The sequence below is a fragment of the Mesorhizobium sp. M1406 genome, from assembly GCF_040317555.1.
Lineage (GTDB): Bacteria > Pseudomonadota > Alphaproteobacteria > Rhizobiales > Rhizobiaceae > Mesorhizobium.
The window spans coordinates 115,416-138,751 of sequence record NZ_JAMYKW010000009.1 but is presented as its reverse complement, the minus strand read 5'-3'; the positions used below and the strand labels follow the sequence as shown (position 1 = coordinate 138,751).

General features: G+C 63.3%; 22 protein-coding genes. 2 read left to right on the top strand and 20 right to left on the bottom strand.

All coding sequences use genetic code 11. The features are described from left to right. Positions 1 to 16: 16 nt before the first annotated feature. The 6 genes from NKH03_RS11300 to NKH03_RS11275 form a co-directional block, all read right to left on the bottom strand. A complete protein-coding gene (locus tag NKH03_RS11300) occupies positions 17 to 1,024 on the bottom strand; it encodes an ABC transporter substrate-binding protein (protein WP_352968446.1) in 1,008 nt (335 codons plus the stop codon). 295 nt (positions 1,025 to 1,319) lie between these two features. Further along, on the bottom strand, positions 1,320 to 2,051 hold the full coding sequence (gene hutC, locus NKH03_RS11295) for a histidine utilization transcriptional repressor HutC (protein ID WP_352883205.1): 732 nt from the start codon (positions 2,049 to 2,051) through the stop codon (positions 1,320 to 1,322). A 32-nt stretch (positions 2,052 to 2,083) separates the two neighbouring features. Next, positions 2,084 to 3,109, bottom strand: a complete 1,026-nt coding sequence (locus tag NKH03_RS11290; RefSeq protein WP_352968414.1) for a zinc-dependent alcohol dehydrogenase — start codon at positions 3,107 to 3,109, stop codon at positions 2,084 to 2,086. A 15-nt stretch (positions 3,110 to 3,124) separates the two neighbouring features. After that, positions 3,125 to 4,447: a histidinol dehydrogenase gene (gene hisD / locus NKH03_RS11285; RefSeq protein WP_352968413.1), complete on the bottom strand. Its 1,323-nt coding sequence runs from the start codon at positions 4,445 to 4,447 to the stop codon at positions 3,125 to 3,127. A gap of 203 nt (positions 4,448 to 4,650) precedes the next feature. Continuing rightward, complete coding sequence (locus NKH03_RS11280; protein WP_352968412.1) at positions 4,651 to 5,424, bottom strand: SDR family NAD(P)-dependent oxidoreductase; 774 nt, start codon at positions 5,422 to 5,424, stop codon at positions 4,651 to 4,653. Positions 5,425 to 5,778: 354 nt separating this feature from the next. Continuing rightward, on the bottom strand, positions 5,779 to 6,750 hold the full coding sequence (locus NKH03_RS11275) for an SDR family oxidoreductase (protein WP_352968410.1): 972 nt from the start codon (positions 6,748 to 6,750) through the stop codon (positions 5,779 to 5,781). Positions 6,751 to 6,772: 22 nt separating this feature from the next. Between NKH03_RS11275 and NKH03_RS11270 the strand changes: the two genes are divergently transcribed. Beyond that, complete coding sequence (locus tag NKH03_RS11270; protein ID WP_352968409.1) at positions 6,773 to 7,234, top strand: hypothetical protein; 462 nt, start codon at positions 6,773 to 6,775, stop codon at positions 7,232 to 7,234. 446 nt (positions 7,235 to 7,680) lie between these two features. Here the strand turns inward: NKH03_RS11270 and NKH03_RS11265 are convergent, their stop codons facing one another. The 14 genes from NKH03_RS11265 to NKH03_RS11200 all read right to left on the bottom strand — a co-directional run bounded on the left by NKH03_RS11265 (position 7,681) and on the right by NKH03_RS11200 (position 22,758). Next, positions 7,681 to 7,947, bottom strand: a complete 267-nt coding sequence (locus NKH03_RS11265) for a BrnA antitoxin family protein (RefSeq protein ID WP_352873713.1) — start codon at positions 7,945 to 7,947, stop codon at positions 7,681 to 7,683. Positions 7,948 to 8,084: 137 nt separating this feature from the next. Next, entirely contained in the window at positions 8,085 to 10,754 is a 2,670-nt protein-coding gene (locus NKH03_RS11260; protein ID WP_352968408.1) for a nitrate reductase, read from the bottom strand. A gap of 3 nt (positions 10,755 to 10,757) precedes the next feature. Next, positions 10,758 to 11,087 carry a nitrite reductase small subunit NirD gene (gene nirD / locus NKH03_RS11255; RefSeq protein ID WP_352968445.1) on the bottom strand — a complete coding sequence of 110 codons (330 nt, stop codon included), beginning with the start codon at positions 11,085 to 11,087 and terminating at the stop codon, positions 10,758 to 10,760. Between the two features lie 5 nt (positions 11,088 to 11,092). Continuing rightward, entirely contained in the window at positions 11,093 to 13,543 is a 2,451-nt protein-coding gene (gene nirB, locus NKH03_RS11250) for a nitrite reductase large subunit NirB (RefSeq protein ID WP_352968407.1), read from the bottom strand. A 20-nt stretch (positions 13,544 to 13,563) separates the two neighbouring features. Beyond that, positions 13,564 to 14,865: an MFS transporter gene (locus NKH03_RS11245; RefSeq protein WP_352968406.1), complete on the bottom strand. Its 1,302-nt coding sequence runs from the start codon at positions 14,863 to 14,865 to the stop codon at positions 13,564 to 13,566. 58 nt (positions 14,866 to 14,923) lie between these two features. Beyond that, a complete protein-coding gene (locus tag NKH03_RS11240) occupies positions 14,924 to 15,121 on the bottom strand; it encodes a twin-arginine translocation signal domain-containing protein (protein ID WP_352968405.1) in 198 nt (65 codons plus the stop codon). 380 nt (positions 15,122 to 15,501) lie between these two features. Next, positions 15,502 to 16,299, bottom strand: a complete 798-nt coding sequence (locus tag NKH03_RS11235) for an ABC transporter ATP-binding protein (RefSeq protein ID WP_352968404.1) — start codon at positions 16,297 to 16,299, stop codon at positions 15,502 to 15,504. Positions 16,300 to 16,310: 11 nt separating this feature from the next. After that, entirely contained in the window at positions 16,311 to 17,201 is an 891-nt protein-coding gene (gene ntrB, locus NKH03_RS11230) for a nitrate ABC transporter permease (RefSeq protein WP_352863491.1), read from the bottom strand. Positions 17,202 to 17,328: 127 nt separating this feature from the next. Next, a complete protein-coding gene (locus NKH03_RS11225; protein WP_352968443.1) occupies positions 17,329 to 18,645 on the bottom strand; it encodes a CmpA/NrtA family ABC transporter substrate-binding protein in 1,317 nt (438 codons plus the stop codon). A 359-nt stretch (positions 18,646 to 19,004) separates the two neighbouring features. After that, entirely contained in the window at positions 19,005 to 20,243 is a 1,239-nt protein-coding gene (locus NKH03_RS11220; protein WP_352968442.1) for a CmpA/NrtA family ABC transporter substrate-binding protein, read from the bottom strand. A 2-nt stretch (positions 20,244 to 20,245) separates the two neighbouring features. Beyond that, positions 20,246 to 20,848, bottom strand: coding sequence for an ANTAR domain-containing response regulator (locus NKH03_RS11215; RefSeq protein ID WP_352863495.1), 603 nt, complete (start codon positions 20,846 to 20,848; stop codon positions 20,246 to 20,248). A gap of 410 nt (positions 20,849 to 21,258) precedes the next feature. After that, on the bottom strand, positions 21,259 to 21,558 hold the full coding sequence (locus NKH03_RS11210; RefSeq protein ID WP_352968403.1) for a DUF982 domain-containing protein: 300 nt from the start codon (positions 21,556 to 21,558) through the stop codon (positions 21,259 to 21,261). Between the two features lie 137 nt (positions 21,559 to 21,695). Further along, the gene (locus NKH03_RS11205; RefSeq protein ID WP_352968402.1) at positions 21,696 to 22,202 is read right to left on the bottom strand and encodes an Hsp20/alpha crystallin family protein; all 507 of its coding nucleotides are present in this window, start codon (positions 22,200 to 22,202) and stop codon (positions 21,696 to 21,698) included. A gap of 85 nt (positions 22,203 to 22,287) precedes the next feature. After that, positions 22,288 to 22,758, bottom strand: coding sequence for an Hsp20 family protein (locus tag NKH03_RS11200; RefSeq protein ID WP_352968441.1), 471 nt, complete (start codon positions 22,756 to 22,758; stop codon positions 22,288 to 22,290). Between the two features lie 235 nt (positions 22,759 to 22,993). Here NKH03_RS11200 and NKH03_RS11195 point away from each other — a divergent pair, with 235 nt between their 5' ends. Continuing rightward, on the top strand, positions 22,994 to 23,248 hold the full coding sequence (locus tag NKH03_RS11195) for a hypothetical protein (protein ID WP_352863501.1): 255 nt from the start codon (positions 22,994 to 22,996) through the stop codon (positions 23,246 to 23,248). Positions 23,249 to 23,336 lie beyond the last annotated feature (88 nt).

Here is a 23,336-nt window from a genome sequence, read left to right as displayed (position 1 = left end):
CTCGGTCCGGCCTTGGTCATTCCGCCGCCTTGACGAAGGACGGGTCGATCATCTGCTCCGGCGTCACATCGGCCTGCAGCAGCTTGGCGTTCTTGGCGGCGGCCTCGACGTCGGCGAAGGTCTTGGTGGTGAAGTCGCCGGTGAGCGCCGTCTTGTTTTCGGCGAGCGAGTAGTAGCGCACGCCGTCAAAGGCGGTGTCGAGGTCCTTGACGTCCGAACCGACCGCCTTGGCGATGATGGCTCGGCCACCAGGCGTGTCGGCATTGTAATCCTTGAGCGCCGCGTCCCAGCTCTTGATCATGGCCAGCACCTGGCCGGGCCGCGACTTGATCACCTCGTCGCGCACCACCAGCACGTCGCTGATCAGGCCGGGATCCTCGCCGGCGGTGAACAGCAGCTTGAGATCCTTGTTCTGCGCCATGGCGACGGTGAGGTACGGTTCATAAGTCACCGCGACCGGCACCTGGCCGGCGATCAAGGCGCTGCCGGCGTCGGACGCCGGCATCGGAACCGGCTTCACGTCGTCGATCGACATGCCGTTCCTGGCGAGTGCGTATTTGAGCAGGATGTCGCTCGTCGTGCCTTCCTCGAAGGCGACTTGCTTACCCTTGAGGTCCACGATGGAGGTGACGTCCTTGCCGGCGATGATGGCGTCGGCGGTCATGGAGACGTCGAGCAGCAGCACGATCTTCACCGGCAGGCCGGCCGCAACCATGCCCATCGCCGTGTGGGTGGCGATGTTGGCGGCGTCGAGCTGGCCGCTTGCGAGTGCTGCGTTGATGTCCTTGTCCTCGGCGAAGTTGACGATCTGGACGTCCGTCAGGCCGTTTGCCTTGAACAGCGCCTTGGCCTCGGCGACATGCCACTGGCCATAGCCAAGCCACGGCTCGATGCCGATCTTGAACGCTCCCGCCTCGGGTGTGGTGGGAATTGCCGCATCGGCCGCGTAGGCCGCCGGGGCGGCGGCGAGCCCGATGGCGGCGGCCATCACGAGCGCGCGAAATTGTCCTGTTAGGTTACGCATCATCTTTGTTCCCCTTGATGATCAGACCGCTTTTCTTACCCAGGCATCCGGTCTGGTGAGACTGCGGGTTTCTGCTCTTGCGGCACTGTGCCTTGGCGTCTTACCTGCCACTTCAGGGTGAAGTGCGAAGATATTTCAGCGTCAGGGAGAGCGGATGTCAAGGCTAAAATACATACATGCATATACAACCTAGTTGGGCTCCAATTTCCACTCTGATCGGGCGCATCCGTCTGCCCTCAATGCATGTATATACATTGGCAACGAAACCTTTCCGTCTTGCGTCGCAGCGTTGCCGTCAGCTGTTTTTGGAAGGGGAATAGCGGCTGCCGAGCGAGTAGCGGCTGCCGGCATAAGTCAGCTTGCTGATCGTGGCCACCACCGCGCCCGTCCATGTCCGGCGGTGCAGGAATAGGCAGCAGGCGCCGACATCGATAGCCAGATGCCGCGCCGTCTCGGCATCGGCCGGGATCGCCGAGATGATATGCTCGACCTCGGTCACCGGGGTTTTCTGCATCAAGTAGTCGTAAGTCGCCGTCTTCGAAAAATCCTGCTTGTCGTAGTCGGGTATCAGAGCCGGATTGACGAAGCGCTCTTCCACCTGCACCGGCAGATCGTTCTCGAAATTGACGACGACGGAATGATAGATGGAGACACGCTTTGGAAATTCGAACGACAGCGCCAACTCCTTTGTCGGCATGATCGTTTCGAGGACGAGGACCTCGGAGCGATGCCTGTTGCCGCGCTCGACGATTTCCGCCGCGATGTTGTTGATCTCGATCAGCGTCGATTGCGGCCGCGGCGGCGCAATGAAGGTTCCCACACCTTGCAGCCTAGTCAGAAATCCCGCCGCGGTCAGTTCCCGCAAGGCCCGGTGCACCGTCATCCGCGACACGCCGAGCGACGCCACCAACTCATTTTCGGACGGCAGCTTGCGATCCTTGCTCCACTGGCCTTTTCCGATGTTGGTCAGGATGTAGTCCTTCACCTTCTCGTAGAGAGGGCTGGCCGTATCGGGCAACGTGATCATTTCAAAAGTCCTTCCCGGCGATTTATCGGAAATCACGACTGCTCGACAGGTTGCCGCATGCGGATGATTGTTTTCAAGCCGTCGCTGCGCCCCGCCAACAGCCGCTCATAGGCGGCGGGAACCTCATCCAGGCCGATCTCTTGGTCGATCAGGGCCAGCAGCGGCTCGCTGAGTTCACCCAGCATCCGGACGGCCTCGGGCAGTTCGTCGGCAAAGGCGTGACATCCCAGCAATCCGATTTCGCGTTCGACCAGACTATTGGGATCGATGTCGAGGCGGCCATGGAAGATGCCGACCATGGCGACCGTGCCGCCGGGATCGAGGACGCCGAGCAACTGGTTGAGCACCGCGACGCTGCCGGTCGCTTCGACGGCCGCGAGCAGAGGGGTATTGGCGGTTGCGGCGGCGATTGCATCCCGGTTCAGATCGACGATCGTTGCCCCCGTCACCCGCGCCACGCGGGCGCTGCGAGCCTGGTTGCGGTCGGCGACGAGCACGGTGCCGGCAAAGGTCCGCGAAAGCAGCAGCGCGGCGAGACCGCCGATGGGACCGCAGCCGACGACCAGCACCGAGCCCGCCGTCTTCGGCAGGCGCCGCACCGCGTGCAGCGCCACCGCCAGCGGCTCGGCCATCGCCGCGACCCGTTCGTCGAGCTCGGCATCGATGATATGCAAAAGCCGTGCTGGCAGCACCGCATGTTCGGCAAATCCGCCGTCGCAGATTTCTCCCACGAAGCCCAGCGACGCGCAGAGATGCCGCCTGCCGGCACGACATTGCGCGCAGTCGCCGCACCAGAAACGGGAATCGGCAACCACCCTGTCGCCGAGGGCGACGGTGTCGACGTCCGCGCCAATGGCGGTCACCGTGCCGGTCAGCTCATGACCGGCCGTCGAAGGCGCCCGGCTTATCCACAGGCCCGTGCGGAAATTGTGTAGATCCGAACCACAGATGCCGGCGGCATCGACCCTCAGCTTCACCCAGCCCGCGTCCGGCGCGCCTGGCGTGGCGATATCCTCGACGCGCAGATCGCCGGGTCCATAAAGTCGTGCGGCCTTCATCGTGATCGCGTCCGCTCAGCCGGCGAGATAGCGGTCGCGGATCTCCGACACCGCGTTCTCGTGCGAGCTGAACCCCTCATAGCGGGCGAGCCTGCGCGCATGCAGCGCGAGTTCAGGATAGGCGGCCGAGGTGACATAGCCGACCGACGAGCGCTTGACGAAATCCGTCACCGAAAGCGGCCCGTAGGTTCGCGCCCAGCGGCTGGTCGGCAGCACGGCATTGGGTCCGAGGACGAAGTTGGCAAGGGTCACCGGCGTGTGCGGTCCCATGAGAATTTCGGCCGCCTCGGTGATGCGCCCGAGATGCGCGAACGGCTCCGTCGACAGGATCTCGAGATGTTCGGGTGCATAGTCGTTGATGAAGCGGTAGCTGTCTTCCAGCGACGCGGTCAGCACGATGCCGCCGCGCTTGCCGGTCAGCACCGCGCGCGAGAACTCGACACGCTGTTCGGTCATCCGCGACCAGTGTTCGGGGATTGCAGCCAATGCGGCTTCGGCGACCTTGCGGCTGTGTGTCACCAGATAGGCCGACGAATCCGGCCCGTGCTCGGCTTCGATGAGAAGATCAAGCGCGGCAAGCCCGCCGTCGACGCTGTCATCGGCAAAGATGATCGCTTCCGACGGGCCGGCTGGAAGACCCGTATTGATGACCGAGGACAGGACGCTCTTGGCCGCCACCACCCACGGGCTGCCGGGTCCGACGATCTTGAGCGCGGGCTTCACCGTCTCGGTGCCGTAGGCGACGGCGGCGACGGCTTGCGCACCGCCACATTTGTAGACGGTCCCCACGCCGGCGAGGCGCGCGGCGACCAGCGTCGCCGTGTCCACCGAACCATCCGCTGTCGCCGGCGTCACGATGGCGATTTGCGGCACGCCGGCAATCACCGCCGGAACCGACGTCATCATCGTCACCGACGGAAAGGCGCCCTTGCCGCGAGGGACATAAAGCGCGACGGAAGCGATCGGCGTGTACCTGTCACCGGCATAGGCGCCCGGCCGGACTTCCTTGAGCCACATCGTTTCCGGCTTCTGCTCCTCGTGGAAATGCCGGATGTTGTCGATGCCGAACTGGATGCTCTCCACGACATCCTTTTCGACCTTGTCGAACGCCGCGTCGAATTCCCTCTCGGACACTTGCAGTTCACGCTCGGCGACGTTGGCCTTGTCGAGTTCCCTGGCAAACCGGATCAACGCGGCATCGCCTTCGTCCTTGACGGCCTGGATGATCGGCCGGACCTTCTCGACGAAGACCGTCAGATCGGCCTCGGCGCGCTTCAGCAGACTGGCGCGCTGGTCGGCATCGATGGATGACAAATCATGGAAGCTGATGTCGGACATGGCTGCTCGTTCTCCTGGAATTCTTGGAACGCAATGACGGTTGGCGCTGGTTGGCCATAATCCGCTGGCCAACAGGTCGGCCCGGGACAAGAATAAAAGCCATCGAGGCTTCGCTCGGGCAAAAGTATATACATGTATGTATGATGGTCGCCAGCAATTTTTCCATCATCGTCCCGGTCGAAATTGCGGAGATAAACCGCACATCAGATCGAGGCGAGAAAGCCGCCATCGACCGGGATGGACTGGCCGGTGATATAGGCCGCGGCGTCCGAAGCGAGGAACACCGCGATGCCGTGCAGGTCGCGGAGATCGCCGAAACGGCGCTGCGGGATCTTGGCCAGCATGGAGTGCTGCCACGCCTCGTTGCTGTAGAAAACGTCGGTCATCGCCGTCCTGAAATAGCCCGGCGCAATGGCATTGACCCGGATGCCAAGCTCCGCCCACTCGGCCGCAAGCGCCCGCGTCATGCCGAGCAGGCCGGACTTCGATGAGCCATACGGCACTGCCGTCGGAATTCCGACTTCGGATGTCAGCGAGCACAGATTGATGATGGCGCCGGACCGGCCGCCGTCCCGCATCTGTCGCGCGGCGGCCTGGGCGCAGAAGAACGCTCCCTTCAGATTTGTATCGACGATCCTGTCCCAGAGCGCCTCATCGACATCGAGCGACGGCCGAACCTCTTCCGTCCCGGCATTGTTGACGAGAATGTCGAGACCGCCAAGCAGACTGGCGGCCTCGGCGGTTGCCGCCCGGCACCGCTCGACATCGGTGACGTCGAGAGCGATGGCGTGCGCCACCCCGCCGGCCGCGCGGATGGCAGCCGTCGTGTCCTCAAGCGAGGCCAGGCCGCGCGCCGTGACCGCGACGTCGGCACCAGCCGCGCTGAGTGCCTCGGCGATGCTGCGCCCGATGCCGCGGCTTGCACCGGTGACAAGCGCCTTTCTGCCGGACAGATCGAAGAGAGAAGCGTTGCGCATGTGATCCTCCTTGGCGGTGTCGGCTTCGACGCCGGTTTCGATGCTATCAGGTCGCAGGTTACATATACAAGCATATACAAACTGTTTCGGCTACGCTACGGATGATGAAATTCGCCGCACGAGCCCCTGTCGGCAACCGGGCTTGCACCTGGGAGGATGCAGCGAAACCCCGTGTTTGAGAACCTGCCGATGACGGGAACCTGTCGGCCTGCCGCAGAGGAGCCTGCTGTGTCGAAAGCCTCGGTCAGCATCGGCTCGGCTTCGGAGAATGACCACTTCATGGCCGTTCTATCGGAGCTGCTGTGAACGCCCGTCTGTCGGCACGCGCCTAGCCGCCAGCCAGCGATGCCGGGATCAATAGCCGCCGACGACCGGCAGGATCTCGCCCGTGATGTAGCTGGAGCACTGCGCCGAAGCGAGAAACACGTAGGCCGGTGCCAGTTCCTCAGGCTGCGCCGGACGCTTCATGGGCGTGTCGGCACCAAACTTCGAAACGTCATCGGCCTTCTTGTCCGAGGGGTTCAGCGGGGTCCAGACAGGTCCTGGCGCCACCGCGTTCACCCTGATCCCCTTGCCGATGAGGTTGCCCGACAGCGCTCTCGTAAAGGCATGGATGCCGCCCTTGGTCATCGAATAGTCGACGAGCGCCTTGGAGCCGTCTATGCCTGTCACGGAGCCAGTATTGACGATGGCCGAGCCTGGCTTCATATGCGGCACCGCCTCCTGCGCCATATGGAAATAGCCGTAGAGGTTGGTCTTCAGCGTTGTGTCGAAATGCTCCTCGGTCAGGTCGGCGAAATCGGTCGAGTGCACCTGGAAAGCGGCATTGTTGACAAGTACGTCGAGGCCGCCCAACTGCTTCACAGTCGCGGCAACCGCCCGGCGACAGAAGGCCCGCCTGGACACGTCTCCGCGCAGCAGCACGCAGCGCCGGCCTTCCGCCTCGACGGCCTGCCTGGTCGTCTCTGCATCCTTGTCTTCGGCCAGATAGACGATCGCCACGTCCGCTCCCTCGCGCGCAAAAAGAACCGCGACCGCGCGGCCGATACCGGAATCGCCGCCGGTGATGAGCGCTATCTTGCCGTCCAGCTTCCGCGAGCCGATCCAGTACGGCGCATCGTACAGCGGCGCGGGCACAACCCGCCCCTCCTCGCCAGGCTTGGGATGATGCTGTTTGGGGAAAGGCGGCGCGGGATAGTTGCGCGCGCCGGCCTGCATGGCGCGATCCGGTTTCGACCCATCCTTGCCGCGGTCGTCGAGGTCCACCTTGCGCTGTATGCGCCGCTGCTTTTGGGTGGCCTTCGCGGTATCGTCGTTTGTAAGCATGGCGTGCCTCCTTCTGCGGAAAATGTCGCAGCGGGCGGATCGTTCCCCACTCAGGACCGATCGTTTCTCATCCGATTTTGAGCCAGGCTTGTTGGCTGCCGCGCGGTTCGTCGATGTCGATGGCGTATTTATTTGGCTTTGGCCGACCTCGGGCCTTAACTTTCGCGGCGCGGGTTTTTACATCTCGGGGGTCTGCAAACCATCGACGCTTGAGGAGGCTCCCTTGCAGCAACCAGATGACATCGCCGCCCGCCGGTTGGGCATTCTCATCGAGCAATATGTGGAAGCGCGCAAAAAGCGCTACGACTATGTGTCGACCGAGCAGGCCTATCAGGCCATCCGGAAAGTCCTCAAACCTGCCATTCCCGATCGCGAACTCGACGACAGGGTCGCCTCGCTTGCCGTCAAGAACGGCCTGGCGGTCGTTTTCGATCGCCAAACCAAAGCGTCCGCCGATGATGTTCCTCCGGGGGCAATGCTTTAGATCGACGCACGTCTACCGGCGCAGGGCTCGGCCACATCGATACGGGGCCAAACGCATCGTTCGGCCCCGTATCGATGTATCGCTGGAGGAATCTGCGATCCACCTGCGGCTCGGGCATCGTCCGTTCGCTCGAGCAGGAAGGCTTGGTCTCGCAGGGCGAGGCGCAGCGCGGCCGCTTCGGGCAGCCGACCAAAAAAGCGTCGATCTCCGCGCCTCGATCGACCTCGGCGTGCCCGAGCCCAAGCCGGCCTCGATCAGCGGCGATCAGCTCGAAACGTCGACGGCATTGTGGACCTGCCGGACGGTCGGCGTCTGGGAGTGCACGCCCCGCAGTTTCACCGCATCGCGCGACACCGAAAGTCTGGAAAGGCCAATGGACGATCCACGAGAAGACGCGCAAGCTCTACATCCTGCACGTCGAGGTGTGAGTCCGACTGGAACAGACGCTACTCGTCGTCTGAACGATTGCCCTTGGCGACATCAGGCTTGCCTTCTATCGCCTGCCGCAAGGCGTCGTTGATGCGGTCCTGCCAGCCGGGTCCATCCTCCTGGAAATGATCCAGAACGGCGCGGTCGATCCGGATCGAAACAAGCTCCCTGACGCCTGGAGCGGCCGAAGGCTCACGAACCGGGGCAGCCGGCTTCTTCACCGGCTTGAAAGCCGCCTCGGCGGCCGTCATCGGATTTGTTGGTCGGCGCGGGGGATTTGCCATTGGATGACCCTGACTGAAGACGATTCGTGCTCGAAACTGCACGCTTGCACCACCTTAGCCCAACTGGCGCCGTCGCGCAGGTCCTTTTGGTCTTCGAGCGGACCCTGGATGTCGGGCACACTCTCCCACCCTGCTCGTCACTCGGCTGCCTGAAGGATTTGTGCGTCGACGATGACCCTGATCTCGGCGCGGCAGGAGCCGCAATTCGTCCCGGCGTGCAGGGCCGCGCCGATTGCCGCGACGCTGCCGCAACCCTGGCGCACCGCTTCCGCGATCTGGTTGGCGCCGACGCCGAAACAAGAGCAGACGATGGCGCCGCGGTCGACGTCGATCCCGCCCGGCCGCCCGGCCACGATCGCCAGCCTGCCGCGCCGGTCGAAATGATCGGCGCTCAACTGTTCCGCCGCCCAGCCGCGCGACACCGCGACAGGACCGGGGGCGACGAACAAGGCGCCGGACAATTGATCGCCGTCAAAGGCGGCGATGCGATGCTGGCCGGCGTCGCGGTCGTGATAGGCGAGGATTTCGGCACCCGGGGGCGCGCCGAACAGTGACCCGGCGAAGCCGGCCCAGTCGATGTCGTCATCGGCAAAGGCAAGCTCGACCCGCCAGCCGCCCTTGCATTTGGCCACGGCCCAGTAAGCTGCTGCTACATGCGCCGGCCTCTGGCGCATCACGGCGAAGCCGAAGGCCTTCGCGGCGAATTTCTCGATGCGGGCCGCGACATGTTTCAGCGCCGGCTGGCCGGAGACCGGATCGGTCAGCGGCGCGGTCAGTGCATCGAGCCGGCCCTTTGCCGCAAACTGGTCGGTCCAGTGCATCGGTGCAAACAGGCTGCCCTGGCGCTGGCGTGCTGTCACCAGCGCGCGCACCAGCACCTCGCCGCGAGGAGTAGAAACGCGCACGATGTCGGCGTCGCCGATGCCGAAGCGCTGCGCATCCGCCGGGTGGATTTCGACGAAGGGCTCGGCTATGTGCTGGGAAAGCCGCGGGCTTTTCCCCGTCCGCGTCATGGTGTGCCAATGGTCGCGGATACGGCCGGTGTTGAGGATCAGCGGATAGTCGGGGCTGGTGCGGACTTCCGTGGTGGGACGGATGGCAATGAAGCGCGCCTTGCGGTCGGGTGTGTAGAAATTGCCGTTGGCGAAGAAGCGAACGGGTTGGCGCCCGGTCGTGCTCGGCGCTGGCCACTGGAACGGCTCAAGCGCCTCATACCTCTCCGCATCAACACCAGCATAAGCGCCAATGTCGAAATCCCGCGCACCATCATTTTCAAAACCCGACAGCGCGGCATGCTCGGCAAACACCTCCGCCGGCGTGGCATGGGAAAACGCCTCGCCAAAGCCCATCCTTTTGCCCACCTCGGCAACAATCCGCCAGTCGGGCCTAGCCTCGCCGGGCACCGGCAGAAAAGCGCGCTGGCGCGACACGCGGCGCTCGGAATTGGTGACGGTGCCGTCCTTCTCGCCCCAGGCGGCGGCGGGCAGCCGGACATGGGCGTGGCGGACGGTGTCGGTCTGGGCCAGCACGTCCGACACCACGACGAACGGGCACGCCTTGATCGCCGCTTCGACGGCGTCGGCGTCCGGCATCGAATCGACCGGGTTGGTGGCCATGATCCATAGCGCCTTGATGCGCCCATCGGCCAGCGCCTGGAACATCTCGACCGCCTTCAGGCCGGGCTTTTGGGCAATGGTCGGTGCATTCCAGAAGCGCTGCACGCGGTCGCGATGTTCCGGGTTTTCGATCTCCATGTGAGCGGCCAGCATGTTGGCCATGCCGCCGACCTCGCGACCGCCCATGGCATTCGGCTGGCCGGTCACCGAAAACGGCCCTGCCCCCGGCTTGCCGATGCGGCCGGTGGCCAGATGGCAGTTGATGATGGCGTTGACCTTGTCGGTGCCCGAAGACGACTGGTTCACGCCCTGGCTGTAAACCGTCACCGTTTTCGCGGTCGCCGCGAACAGGCTGTAGAATCGGCCAAGCTCGTCCTCGCTCAGGCCCGTGGCGGCGGCGACGCCGGCAAGGTCGAGCGCGGAGGCGGCGAAAAGCGCTTGCCCGAAGCCGTTCGTATGCGCCGTGATATAGGCGCGGTCGAGCGCATTGTGCTGGCCGAGATAGGCGAGCAAGCCGGTGAACAGGGCGACGTCGCCATCCGGCGCGATCGCCAGGTGCATGTCGGCGATGTCAGCGGTCATCGTGCGACGCGGATCGATCAGCACGATCTTCATCTCCGGCCGCTTTTCCCGGGCCGCAGCGATGCGCTGGTAGAGCACTGGATGGCACCAGGCGAGGTTGGAGCCGACCAGCACGATGAGGTCGGCAAGCTCCAGATCCTCATAGGTTCCCGGCACCGTATCGGCGCCGAAGGCACGGCGATGGCCGGCGACCGAGGAGGCCATGCACAGGCGCGAATTGGTGTCGATGTTGGCCGAGCCGATAAAACCTTTCATCAGCTTGTTGGCGACGTAATAGTCTTCGGTCAGCAACTGGCCGGAGACATAGAAGGCAACCGAATCCGGACCGTGCTCGGCGATGGTTTGCGAGAAGGTCGAGGCGACGAGGTCGAGCGCCTCGTCCCAGCCGGCGCGGCGGCCGTGGATCTCCGGATGAAGTAGCCTGCCATCGAGGTCGACGGTCTCGGCCAGTGCCGAGCCCTTGGAGCAGAGCCGGCCGAAATTGGCCGGATGGTCGGGATCGCCGCGGACGGACACTTGCCCGTCCGCGGCGACCTTCGCCAGCACGCCGCAGCCCACCCCGCAATAGGGGCAGGTGGTCCTCACCTCGCGCGCTTCTTCAATTTCCATGTGTCAGGCCGCGCGGCTGGCCAGCGCTTCCAGCGCAATGAACAGATGCTCGCCATCGACCCGCACCGGAATGGTACGCACCGCGCCCTCGTCAGCGCCGAGCGCCTTGCCCGTCTCCAGCGAAATCACCCAATTGTGCAAGGGACAGGTCACCGCCGTGCCATGCACGATGCCCTGGCTGAGCGGTCCGCCCTTGTGCGGACAATGGTCGTCGATGGCGTAGACCTGATCGTCGGCGGTGCGGAAGACAGCGATTTTCCCTTCGGGCGTGGCGACGCAGCGCGCGCCGCGGCGGGGGATGTCGGAGATGGAGCCGATGGCGATCCAGTTCATCATGATCACTCCGCCGCCTGCGCAAAGCCGACCGAGGCCATCGGCCGGAATTCGTGCTTGTCCTTGCCGGACACGCGTTCCGACCATGGATCGACCTGGGCGAATTTCTGGCTGAAGACGAAGCGGTCGTAATAGGCCTTGCGCTTCTCTCCATCGTCCATGATCTGGCGCTTGATCTCGGGGATGCCGACGCGCTTGGCCCATTTGTAGATGCGCTCCAGATAGCGGCCCTGCTCGCGGTACATCTGCGTCAGCGCCACAATATGCTCCAGCGCCTCGTCCTCGGTCCTGACCAGGCCGAGCACTTCGGTGCCCTTGATGTCGAGACCGGCAGCACCGGCAAAATGGATCTCGTAGCCACTGTCGACGCAGATGACGCCGACATCCTTGCAGGTCGCCTCGGCGCAGTTTCGAGGACAGCCCGACACCGCCATCTTGACCTTGGCCGGGGTCCACGAGCCCCACATGAATTTCTCGATGCGGACACCAAACCCCGTCGAATCCTGCGTGCCGAAGCGGCACCAGTCGGAGCCGACACAGGTCTTCACGGTGCGCAGCCCCTTGGCGTAGGCGTGGCCGGAGACGAAGCCGGCCTGGCCGAGATCGGCCCAAACCGCCGGCAGGTCCTCCTTGCGGATGCCGAGCATGTCGATGCGCTGGCCACCGGTGACCTTGACCATCGGGATTTCGAACTTGTCGACGACGTCGGCGATGGCGCGCAGTTCGGCGGCGTTTGTCACCCCGCCCCACATGCGCGGAACCACCGAATAGGTGCCGTCCTTCTGGATATTGGCGTGGACGCGCTCGTTGATGAAGCGCGACTGGTAGTCGTCGGCATAGTCGTCCGGCCAGTCGCAGACGAGGTAGTAGTTGAGCGCCGGCCGGCATTTGGCGCAACCGCAGGAGGTCGTCCATTCCAGCTCCTGCATGACCGCTGGAATGGTCTTGAGGCTCTTGGCTTTGATAAGCCGGCGCACCTCGTCATGGCCGAGCGTCGTGCAGCCGCACATCGGCTGCACCGCCGCCGGATTGTATTTGTCGCCGATGGTCAGCACCATCAGCTTCTCGACCAGCCCGGTGCAGGAGCCGCAGGAGGCCGACGCCTTGGTATGGGCGCGCACATCGTCAAGCGAGGTCAGGCCCTTGGCCGTGATCGCGCCGGTGATCTTTCCCTTGCAAACGCCGTTGCAGCCGCAGATTTCCGCATCATCCGGCAAGGCTGCAACGGCCGCCATAGGGTCCAGCGGGGCACCCCCCTGGTAGGACTGGCCGAAGATGAGCGTATCGCGCATCTCTGAAATATCGGTCTGCTTCTTCTTCAGATCGTTGAACCAGGCGCCGTCCGCCGTCTCGCCATAGAGCACGGTGCCGATGATGCGGTCGTCCTTCAGCACCAGGCGCTTGTAGACGCCGGCGGAGGCATCGCGCAGCACGATCTCCTGGCGGTCGTCGCCCTCGGCGAAATCGCCGAGCGAGAACAATTCGATGCCGGTGACCTTGAGCTTGGTCGGCGTGTCCGAATGGACGAAGGCCGCGGCCTCGTCGCCGGCAAGCTGGCTGGCGGTGACGCGTGCCATCTCGTAGAGAGGGGCGACCAGCCCGTAGACCTGGCCGTTGACTTCGGCGCACTCGCCGAGCGCGTAGATGTCGGGGTCGTTGCTGCGCATGCCGGCATCGACGACGATGCCGCGATTGACGGCAATGCCGGCCTCCTTGGCCAGCGCCGCGTTCGGCCTGATGCCGACCGCCATCACCACCAGGGTCGCCGGGATGATGGTGCCGTCGGCAAGCTCAATCTGCTCGACCTTGCCGTTGCCGGTGATGGCCTGCGTGTTGGCCTTGGTGATGACCTTGATACCGCGCTGCTCGACGGCGCGCTGCAGGAGATAACCGGCGGCCGGATCGAGCTGGCGCTCCATCAATGTCGGCATGACATGCAGCACGGTGACGTCCATGCCTTGCGCATTCAGCCCGGCCGCGGCCTCCAGTCCGAGCAGACCGCCGCCGATGACCACGGCCTTGGCCCGCGACTGGGCGGCAAGCATCATCGCCCGGACGTCGTCCAGATCGCGATAGGTGAGCACGCCGGGCAGATTGTGGCCGGGCACCGGGATGATGAACGGCACCGAGCCGGTGGCGATGACGAGCTTGTCATAGGGCTCGGTAACGCCATGATCGGAGGTGACGGTCTTGGCCTCCCGGTCGATGGCAACGATCTTGTGGCCCTTGTAGAGGGTGATGTTGTTGGCGATGTACCAGCCGTCGCCGTGGATGATGATTTCCTCATAGGCCTTCTCGCCCGACAGAACGGGCGACAGCATGATGCGGTCGTAATTGACGCGCGGCTCGGCGTTGAAGATGGTGACTTGGTAGCGGCCAGGAGCCTTTTCCAAGAGATGCTCAAGCATGCGCCCAGGGGCCATGCCGTTGCCGATGATGACGAGTTTTTCTGTCATATTCCTGATCCGCTCCGGTGTCACTCAGCCGCGTATGAAAGGGCTGGGGCTTCGGAAGATGCCGCGCGCTCCATCCGCCGAATGCTGAACTGCATCCAGGCAAAGCAAGCGACGACGATGACAAAGAGCAGCATGAAGCAGCTCGACCAGACGCCCGTGAGGTCGTTGAGCGCGCCGAAGGCAATCGGCAGGACGAAACCGCCGAGCCCGCCGATCATGCCGACGACGCCGCCGACCGCGCCAACGCTGCCTGGATAGTAGGCCGGTATGTGCTTATAGACGGCAGCCTTGCCGAGGCTCATGAAGAAGCCGAGCACGCTGGCGACCGCGATGAAAGCCACCGGCCCGATGGCGAAGTGGAAAGCGATCGGCCCGGTAATGCCGTGCACGATATAATCGGTGGGTGGCAGCGACAGGATCAGCGTGGCGGCGGACGACACCGCGAAGGTCCAATAGAGCACGGTGCGAGCTCCGATCCGATCGGAAAGCACGCCGCCATAGGCACGGAAGACGCTCGCCGGGATCGAATAGGCTGCGCCGATCATACCGGCGGTCGCGATGCCGAAACCGTAAACACCGATCAGGTAGCGCGGCAACCACAGCGACAGCGCCACGAACGCGCCAAAGGCGAAGAAGTAGTAGAAGGCGAAGCGCCAGACCCGCACGTTCTTCAGCGGCGCGAATTCCTGCCAGAAGCTTCTCGCCGGTGCCGCCTTGCCGGCGCGGCGCTCGCGGATGACCGGATCGTCGCCGGTGGTGAACCAGAAGACGGCAGCCATGACGACGAGTGCTGCCGCCCAGATCAGCGCGACCGACTGCCAGCCCCAGGACAGAAGCACGAACGGCGCAAGGAACTTGGTGACCGCGGCCCCGACATTGCCGACACCGAAGATGCCGAGCGCCGTGCCTTGCTTGCCGGCGGGGAAGAAGCGCGAGACATAGGCGACGCCGACGGCAAAGGAGCCACCGGCGAGCCCGACGCCGAGCGCGGCGATCAGCATCTGCCCGTAGGTGTGCGCAAAAGCCAGCAGGAAGGTCGCGACCGCGGCCGCAAGCATGGTCGCGGTGTAGACCAGCCGTCCGCCAAAGCGGTCGGTCCAGATACCGAGCAGCATGCGTACGAGCGAGCCGGTGAGAATTGGTGTGCCGACGAGCAGGCCGAATTGCGTCTCGTTCAGCCCAAGCTCCGTTTTTATGCGGATGCCGATGATTGAAAAGATCGTCCACACCGCGAAGCAGACGGTGAAGGCGATGGTGGACATCATGAGCGCCTGCCGGGAAGCATTGTCCTGGCTCGGCGCGGCTGGGAGATTTGCGGTCATTATTGGGCTCCGGTTTGCGGCGTGGGAGGCACCGCCCTTGTCTGTTCGTTCGCGACTGTCAGCGGCGCGGCATCGGCGAACTGGTTGAAACCGACGTTTGCGCGGTCACTTCGAGGCCCTTGCCGTCAGTCTTGGCGCCTGCGGGAAAGAGGATGAGCGCAGCGGTGAACAGCGCCGCCGTCAGCGCGCTGCTGGCCAGAAAATCGCGGCGGGTGAAGTCCGCGAGGGACGCGCCAGTTCCGATCCGTTTCGTCATCGTCGTCTCCAGTTGGGCGCCGCTTGGGACCAGCGCCGTCGATTGCGTGTTCGGTCAAAACAAAAAAGCTGCTGGCCAGGCCGCCGCGTCCGTCTATCCGGATCGCGTATTGACCTGAGCAGCAGCTTTGCTTGTGGCGCCCGCCATTGGACGCCGTGTCACTTGGCCCTTGCGGGCCTACATTCTGAAATGCAGGAAACGTGCCAATTCGACAGCGCTCTGAATTATCGAGTGAAATCAATGAGAACCGCAGCCGCGCGACTTTTGACCAAGCCCGGCAGCGGATCAAAGATTAGTCAGAATGCCTTGCAGGGCAGCATAATATTTGTGCAATGCGGTATGTTGCCCATTGCCGATGCGGATTGCTTTTCGGCCATGGCTTAGTCCGCTGCTTCGACGAAGCGGTGGCGTTCGTAGAGGAACTTCAGCACCGCCTCCCGGCAGCGCAGGAAGGTGCGGTCGGAAGAGAGTTCGACGCGGCGGCGCGGCCGGGCAAGCGGCACGGCAAGCACCTCGCCAATGGTCGCCGCCGGGCCGTTGGTCATCATGACGATACGGTCGGAGAGCAGCACCGCCTCGTCGACATCATGGGTAATCATGATCGTCGTCGAGCCGAGCCTGGAATGGATGTCCATCACCGCGTCCTGCAGATGGGCGCGCGTGAGCGCGTCTAGCGCGCCGAACGGCTCGTCGAGCAGCAGGATCTTCGGCTCCATGGCCAGCGCCCGGGCAATGCCGACGCGCTGCTTCATGCCGCCGGAGATTTCCGCCGGGCGCTTGTCCCTGGCATGCGCCATCTGCACGAGGTCGAGATTGCGCATGATCCAGTCATGCCGCTCGGCCTTGTTCTTCGAGCGACCGAAGACCTTCGACACGGCGAGGTTGATGTTTTCGTAGACGGTCAGCCACGGCAGCAGCGAGTGGTTCTGGAACACCACGGCGCGTTCGGGTCCGGGGCTGTCGACCTCCTTGTCCTCGAGCAGCACGGCGCCGGCGGACACCTTGGTCAGCCCGGCGATCAGGTTCAGCAAGGTCGACTTGCCGCAGCCGGAATGGCCGATGATGGAGACGAATTCACCCTTGTCTATGGTCAGCCGGATGTCCTTCAACACCTCGCTGACCTGGTTGCCGCGGGCGAAGGACTTGTCGATATGGTCGAGTTTCAGATAGGCCGTCATCGCCCCTCTCCTCACTTTGCCGTTGCGCCGCGGGTGACGAAGGCGCCGACCGCCGCGACCAAACGGTCGAGGCAGAAGCCGGTGACGCCGATATAGGCGAGCGCGACGATGATGTCGGGCAGCCGCGACGAGTTCCACGCGTCCCAGATGAAGAAGCCGATGCCGACGCCGCCGGTCAGCATTTCGGCGGCGACGATGGCGAGCCAGGAAAGGCCGATGCCGATCCTCAAGCCGGTGAAGATGTACGGAGCGGCGGCCGGCACCATGATTTTCACGAAGAACTCGAACTGGTTGAGCCGCAGGATGCGCGAGACGTTGCGGTAGTCCTCGGGGATGTTGCGCACGCCGACGGCGGTGTTGATGATGATCGGCCAGATCGAGGTGATGAAGATGACGAAGATCGCCGACGGGCTGGAATCGCGAAACGCGGCCAGCGACAGCGGCAGCCACGCCAGCGGCGGCACGGTGCGCAGGATCTGGAACACGGGGTCGAGACCGCGCATCGCCCAGATCGACTGGCCGACCAGCGCGCCGAGCGCCACGCCGACGATTGCCGCCAGGCCGAAACCGATGGCAACGCGCTGCAGCGAGATCAGCACGCGCCAGGCGAGCCCGATATCCTGCGGGCCATTGTCGAAGAACGGATGCGCGATCAAATCGTAGGCCTCGTTCCACACCTGGCTCGGCGGCGGCAGGCTTGACGTCGGCGACGAGCAGGCGATCTGCCAGACGACCAGCATGAGCGCGATGACGATGGCCGGCGGCACCAGCGCACTGGCCAGCTTGCCAGCGATGGCGAGCAGATCGAAGCGGCGCCGCGCCTTGGCGGTGAACGCGATGACCGCCGCCGGTTTCGCGGGGAACGCCTTCACCTTTGTGTCCTCGATAGTCTGGATCGACATGTCCGGGAAAAACTCCGTGGTCGGGATTTGCGACAAGCGGCGCGAGCGCTGCTTGCGTGCGACAACGGCGCGAGAGGCGCCGTTGCTCTTGGGGTCGACAAACGGCTCATTGCGCCGTTTGCGACGGTCAAGCCGAAGCCTTTATCTTCAGGCTGTCGAGATAGGCGGATGGGTTGGCCGGATCGAAGATCTTGCCGTCGAAGAAGGTCTCGACGCCTCGCGACGGCGACGCCGGGATGTCGGCTGCCGCGACGCCAAGGTCCTTGGCCGCCTCGCGCCACAGATCCTCGCGGTTGACCTGGTCGACCAGCGCCTTGATGTCGGTGGCCGGCGCGAATTTGCCCCAGCGGATGTTCTCGGCGAGGAACCACGTATCGTGGCTCTTGAACGGATAGGAGACGCCGCCTTTCCAGAATTTCATGTAGAGATCGGTGCCGTTGGCGACGCGGCCGTTGCCGTAATCGATGTCGCCCTTGAGGCGGCCAATGATGTCGGCGACGGGCACGTTCATCCATTGCCGCTTGCCGATGATGGCCGCCATCTCGTCCTTGTTTTCCTTGGCCTCGCACCATTGCTGGGCCTCCATCACGGCCATCAGGATCGCCTTGGTGGCGTTCGGGTATTTCTCGATGAATTCGGCGCGCAGGCCGAGCGCCTTTTCCGGATGCCCCTTCCACAATTCGCCCGTCGTGGCGGCGGTGAAGCCGACGCCCTGGTGGACAAGTTGCTCGTTCCATGGCTCGCCGACGCAGAACACGTCCATGTTGCCGACCTTCATGTTGGCCACCATCTGCGGTGGCGGCACGACGATGGTCGAAACCTCCTTGTCGGGATCGATGCCGCCGGCGGCCAGCCAGTAGCGCAGCCACAAATCATGCGTACCGCCCGGGAAGGTCATGGCGGCCTTGATCTCCTTGCCGGCCGCCTTCTTGGCGGCGAAGACGTCCTTCAGCTTCGAGGCATCGAGGCCGACACCGGTGCCGGCATATTCCTGAGCGACCGAAATGCCCTGGCAGTCGTAGTTAAGCCGCGCCACGATCGCCATCGGCATCGGCTGGTTGTTCTGCGTCACCTTGCCGGTGTGCATGAGGTAAGGCAGCGGCGTCAGGATGTGCGCGCCGTCGATGCCGTTGGCCGCACCGCCGAGCATCAGATTGTCACGCGTCGCGCCCCAGGAGGCCTGTTTGAGCACCTCGACTTCGGGCATGCCGAACTTGGCGAACAACCCTTTCTCCTTGGCGATCATCAGCGGAGCCGCATCGGTCAGCGCGATGAAGCCGAGTTTGGCGCCGGTGACTTCCGGAGCGGCCGTTGCGGCATAGGCGCCGGAGGGCAGCAGCGCACGCGCGGCCGCCAGGGTTGCCGCGGTGGCAGCACTTGCCATCAGGAAATTGCGGCGAGTCATTCCCTCGATAGGGGCTTCAGTCTTGATGCGTTTCGTCATCATCGTCTCCCGTTGGGCACTGCTTGGGATCAGCGCCGTCGATTGCGTGTTCGATCAAAACAAAAAAGCCGCCGGCCAGGCCGCGCGCGTCCGTACATTCGGGATCGCGTGTTGACCTGAGCGGCAGCTTTGCCTGTAGCGCCCGCCATTGGACGCCTGTTCCGTGACCCTGAGAAGAGTCTGCTTATTGCAAAGCAGGAACCATGCCAGTTTCGGACTGGATGACAAACGTCAATGAGATCAACGAGATGCCACAATTGTCGGCGATCCGGCCCGCCGGGCAAGCAAGCCAAAGATTGTTCATTAGCGCAGTCGCACGCACAACTTTTGTGCAATGCACAAGAATGGCGCGGAAATGATCATGCCTGGATGTCGGCGGATTTCTGGCCGGCAATGTAGGCGTCGATCTCGTCGGGATCGAAGATCTGACCGTCGAAGAAACCATCCGGGCCGAGCACCAGGCCGGCCCCTGTCGCGCCGACCGCGGTCGCTGCCTTGAGCGCGCCCTCGACCTTCGAATTGGCGCCGGGAAGTGCGACGCCAAGCGGCTTCAGTGCAGAACGATAAAGGTCCGGCCGGTAGCAGTTGCGGGCGATGGCGAGATTTTCCGGCGTGTGCGCCACATGCCCCCAGCGCACCATCTGCGTGTAGAACCACAGCGCATGGCTCTTCCAGGGAAAATTCGCCGCCTTTTCGAAGGGCAGGAAGAAGTCGTCGATGGTCCGATCGGCCCCGCCGCCCAATTGGAGATGGCCGGTCAGGATCGGCATCTGGACGGCTGGCGGAAGGCCGAGGAAGCCGGGCTGCGCCATCACCGCGGCCAATTCGCCATGATTGGCTGGGTCCTGACACCAGCGCGCCGAATGATGGAGCGCGCGCAGCAATGCCGCCAGTGCCTCCGGGTTTTCATCAGCCCACGCCTTGCGCACGCCGATCACCTTCTCCGGGCTGTTCCTCCACAGCAGCGCCTTGACGGTGACGATATGGCCCGTGCCGGCGGCCACCGAGGCGCTGTTCCAGGGTTCGCCGACGCAATAGCCGTCGATCCGCCCAGCGGCCAGCGCGTCGGCCATGAAGGGCGGCGGCACGATTACGATCTCTATCTGCCGCTCTGGATCGATGCCGCAGGCGGCGAGCCAGTAGCGCAGTTCGTAATTGTGCCCGGAATGTGGATGCACCACCGCGAAGCGCAACGGGTCGTAACCGGCCATAGCACGCTCGCGGATGAGCGCGCCAAGTGCCGCACCGGCGCGCGCCGGGTCGAGATCGGGTTCGGCGCCATGCCCCGCCATGCCGGCCCAGACGGCGTTGGAGATGGTGACGCAATTGCCGCCGAGCCCGAGCGAAAACGGCACTATGGTCTCCGAAGCGAGCGGCGTCAGCCCGAGATTGCAGGCGAGCGGCATCGGTCCCAGCATATGGGCGAGATGGAAATGGCCGATGGCGATGCGGTCGCGGATGTTGGCCCAGGACGTCTCGCGGTGCAGCGTGAGGTCGATGCCTTCGCGCGCGGCAAAGCCAAGTTCGCCGGCCGCGACCAGCACGGCGCTGTCGAAAAGCGGCATGAAGCCGGCGGTGATCTGGTGCTCGGCGCCCATGCTCATTCGTCCTCCGCCGGTCCCAGCAGCCCGGCGGCGGTCACCAGGCTCTGGGCGATGTCGCTGATCTTGCGGTTCTGGTTCATTGCCGTCTTGCGCAGCAGCGTGTAGGCGGCCTCTTCGGAGAGGCCGCGCGATTTCATCAGAATGCCCTTGGCGCGGTCGATCACCTTGCGGCTCTCGAGCTCGCCGCGAACCTCTTCCAGTTCGCGCGCCATGCGCGAAAAAGCGTTGAAACGGCTGACGGCCATGTCGAGGATCGGCTTGACGCGCTCTTGCCTGAGCCCGTCGACGACATAGGCCGAAACGCCGGCATCGACCGCCGCCTCGATCGAGGCCTGGTCGGAACGGTCGACGAACATGGCGATCGGCCGCTTCACCGCGCGCGACAGCTGGAACATATTTTCCAGCATGTCGCGGTTCGGGTTTTCGAGATCGATGACGATGACATCGGGCTCGATCTCGGCGATCCGCCGTGCAATGCCGGTCACGTCGTGGATGACGGTGACCCGCTCATGGCCGGCCTCGCGCAAACCCGCCTCGATGATCGCGGCGCGGATGCGGTTTTCGTCGATCACCAGGACGGCGAGAGAAGTTCGGACCATGCCTGCATTGTGACCAAGCGAGGGAATTGTGCAATGCGGTATGATCGAACAATCCCGACATTCGCTGAGCGCGGCGATTGCTGCCTGCCGGCGCGCACAGCGGCGATCGCCACCGCAGGCCGAAGCAGGTCGTCGTCGACCTCGGCGCCCGCGCCTTCCGTTTTGGCGAGCGGGACACGCCCACTATCGCCCCTTGCGGACAGGAACTCCAAAATCGTCCACGAAAACGATTGCCCTGGTCCATCCTGAGCTTTCCAAGTTCAGAGGGGTTCGAGTCCCTGACTTAATTGAGCTTTTTGTGGGCAGAAATCAGAAATCTTCCCGTATCGTTCCGTATGATTTCCGCGACCGCCTCGTCCAGTCGAATTTCACTTAGCCTATACGCGCCCAAGAAAAGCCTGAACTGAAAGTCAGGGACCGCGCCCAGAAACGGACAGCTTTTGATCTGCCCCAGCCAATGGCGAAAAATCGAACTTGGCCAGCACCCCAGCTATCCTGGCAAAGCTGACAAATGCCTGTCGCGCCTGTTCGGTTGTCATCTGCCCGGCAATCGCGGCGTTGCAGCTTCTCACCGCGCAACTGTATACCGGTCCGCGACGGGCCTTCGGCCATTGATTCAAGAATACGAGCGCCTCCCGAACAGAGTTGATGTCGCTTATCGCGTCACTGGTCTTGACCTGCACGGGGGCAAGGAAAGCCAGACTGTTCATTGTTGCCTCCCTGTGATTGTAGGGGTTGATTCAGCTTCCCATGATGCGGCTCTTTCGTTTGAGGCTATCGGACGTCATTTGACCATCCTCGCTATCCTGCGAGGGCCGGGGCTCGCCCCGGCCCTCCTTCGCGACCGTTAGTTGGTGCCGTTGATCGCAATGCGCTTGGCGCTTGCCTGCGCCTTTTCGGACTTCGGCAGCGTTACGGTGAGCACCCCGTTCTTGAACGTCGCCGCCACCTTGTCCTCGTCGATCTCGCGGCCCATGCCAAAGCGCCGTTCAAAGCGTCCATAATAGCGTTCGCTGAACTGGCGATCCTTGTCCTCGGTTTCGGATTTCTTCTCGCCGCGAAGCGTCAGGACGCCGTCTTCCAGCATGACCTCGATGTCTTTTTCCTCGAGGCCCGGCACTTCGGCTATCAGTCGAATTTCCTTGTCATTCTCCGCGAATTCGACGCTTGGCCAACTGCCGTTTCCAGGAGTCATCCGGCCGAACACCGAGGGGGTGTCAAATCCGCGTAAGACTTCATCGAAGAGCTTGTTAACGTCACGATGCAACGACATGAATGGATCCACGTCACCACCGCGGTAGACACTGGGGTGGTTGTTGCCCCGGTTCCAAGGCACCAAGTCACGTACACTCATTGTCTTTTCTCCTTTTCTTTTGTTTTTATGGGTCGTAGCCCATCCCGTCGGGACGGGAGTGTTCGCGAAGGCCGATCGCCGAAGGTCAGGCGGCTACGTTGGCTTCAATCCGCTTCGACGCCGGCCCGTTGCCGGGTTCGGTATTGATGGCGATGCGGCGCGGCTTCATCTCCTCGGGAATTTCCTTCTTGAGGTCGATGATCAGCAGACCGTTTTCGAGCCTGGCTCTGACAACGCTCACATGATCGGCCAATTCGAAACGGCGGAAGAACGGCCTCAGTGCCAAGCCATGATGGAGGTACTGAACCTCCTCGTTCTCCCCCTTGGTGCCCTCGATCACGAGCATATTTGGCTCATGCGTGATCGTAAGCTCGTCTTCACCGAAACCTGCGACCGCAACGACAATGCGGTAGGTATCCTCACCGAGCTTGGCGATATCGTAAGGCGGCCAGTTATCCGCATTCTGTGAAGGGCTGGCGTTTTCGAGCAGGTTGAAAATACGGTCAAAGCCGATGCTCGACCGGTAGAAGGGTGAAAAGTCCAGGTTCGTTCTCATAACTACATCCTCCTTGGAGCAACATAGATACGAGGGAACGCCAAGAAGCTTGGCGCTCCCTGACACATCGGCCCCATAACGGCGACCGATCAAAAATAAGTTGGGAATCGATTTCCGCAGCGTCAAGGGGGAAAGACTGCCGAGGCAGGTTTCGCGGCCGTCTTCAAATATCTATTGGCAAGCGCTCCATCGAATACCCATGTGCTTCGCTGGTATTTCGAACGGAGGAAAAAAGATGACCATGACGCGTCAAGACGTTATCTCGGTCCTCGGGCCCGTGGACGACGCGACGATTGCCGAAATCATCACGTCCGGTGCCTCGCTTGAGGAATTGAGAGAGGCATGGGCATGGGCCTTTGGTGACGAGGCATGGATGAACCAAGGCCGGCCGCTGCCGGGAACACGGGTGGCAGCGCTAATCGACCTGATCGAGCCCGACGACGAAGGCGACCTTGCAGATCTGGCCCAGGGGGACCCGGGCAAATCATGAAGATGCTGCCGGCGGCTCGCCATTCAGGCAGCAGCGTTTAATCGTGTGATCCGTTTGGCAAGTTCGTGCTGAAGGCAATCTATGGCAA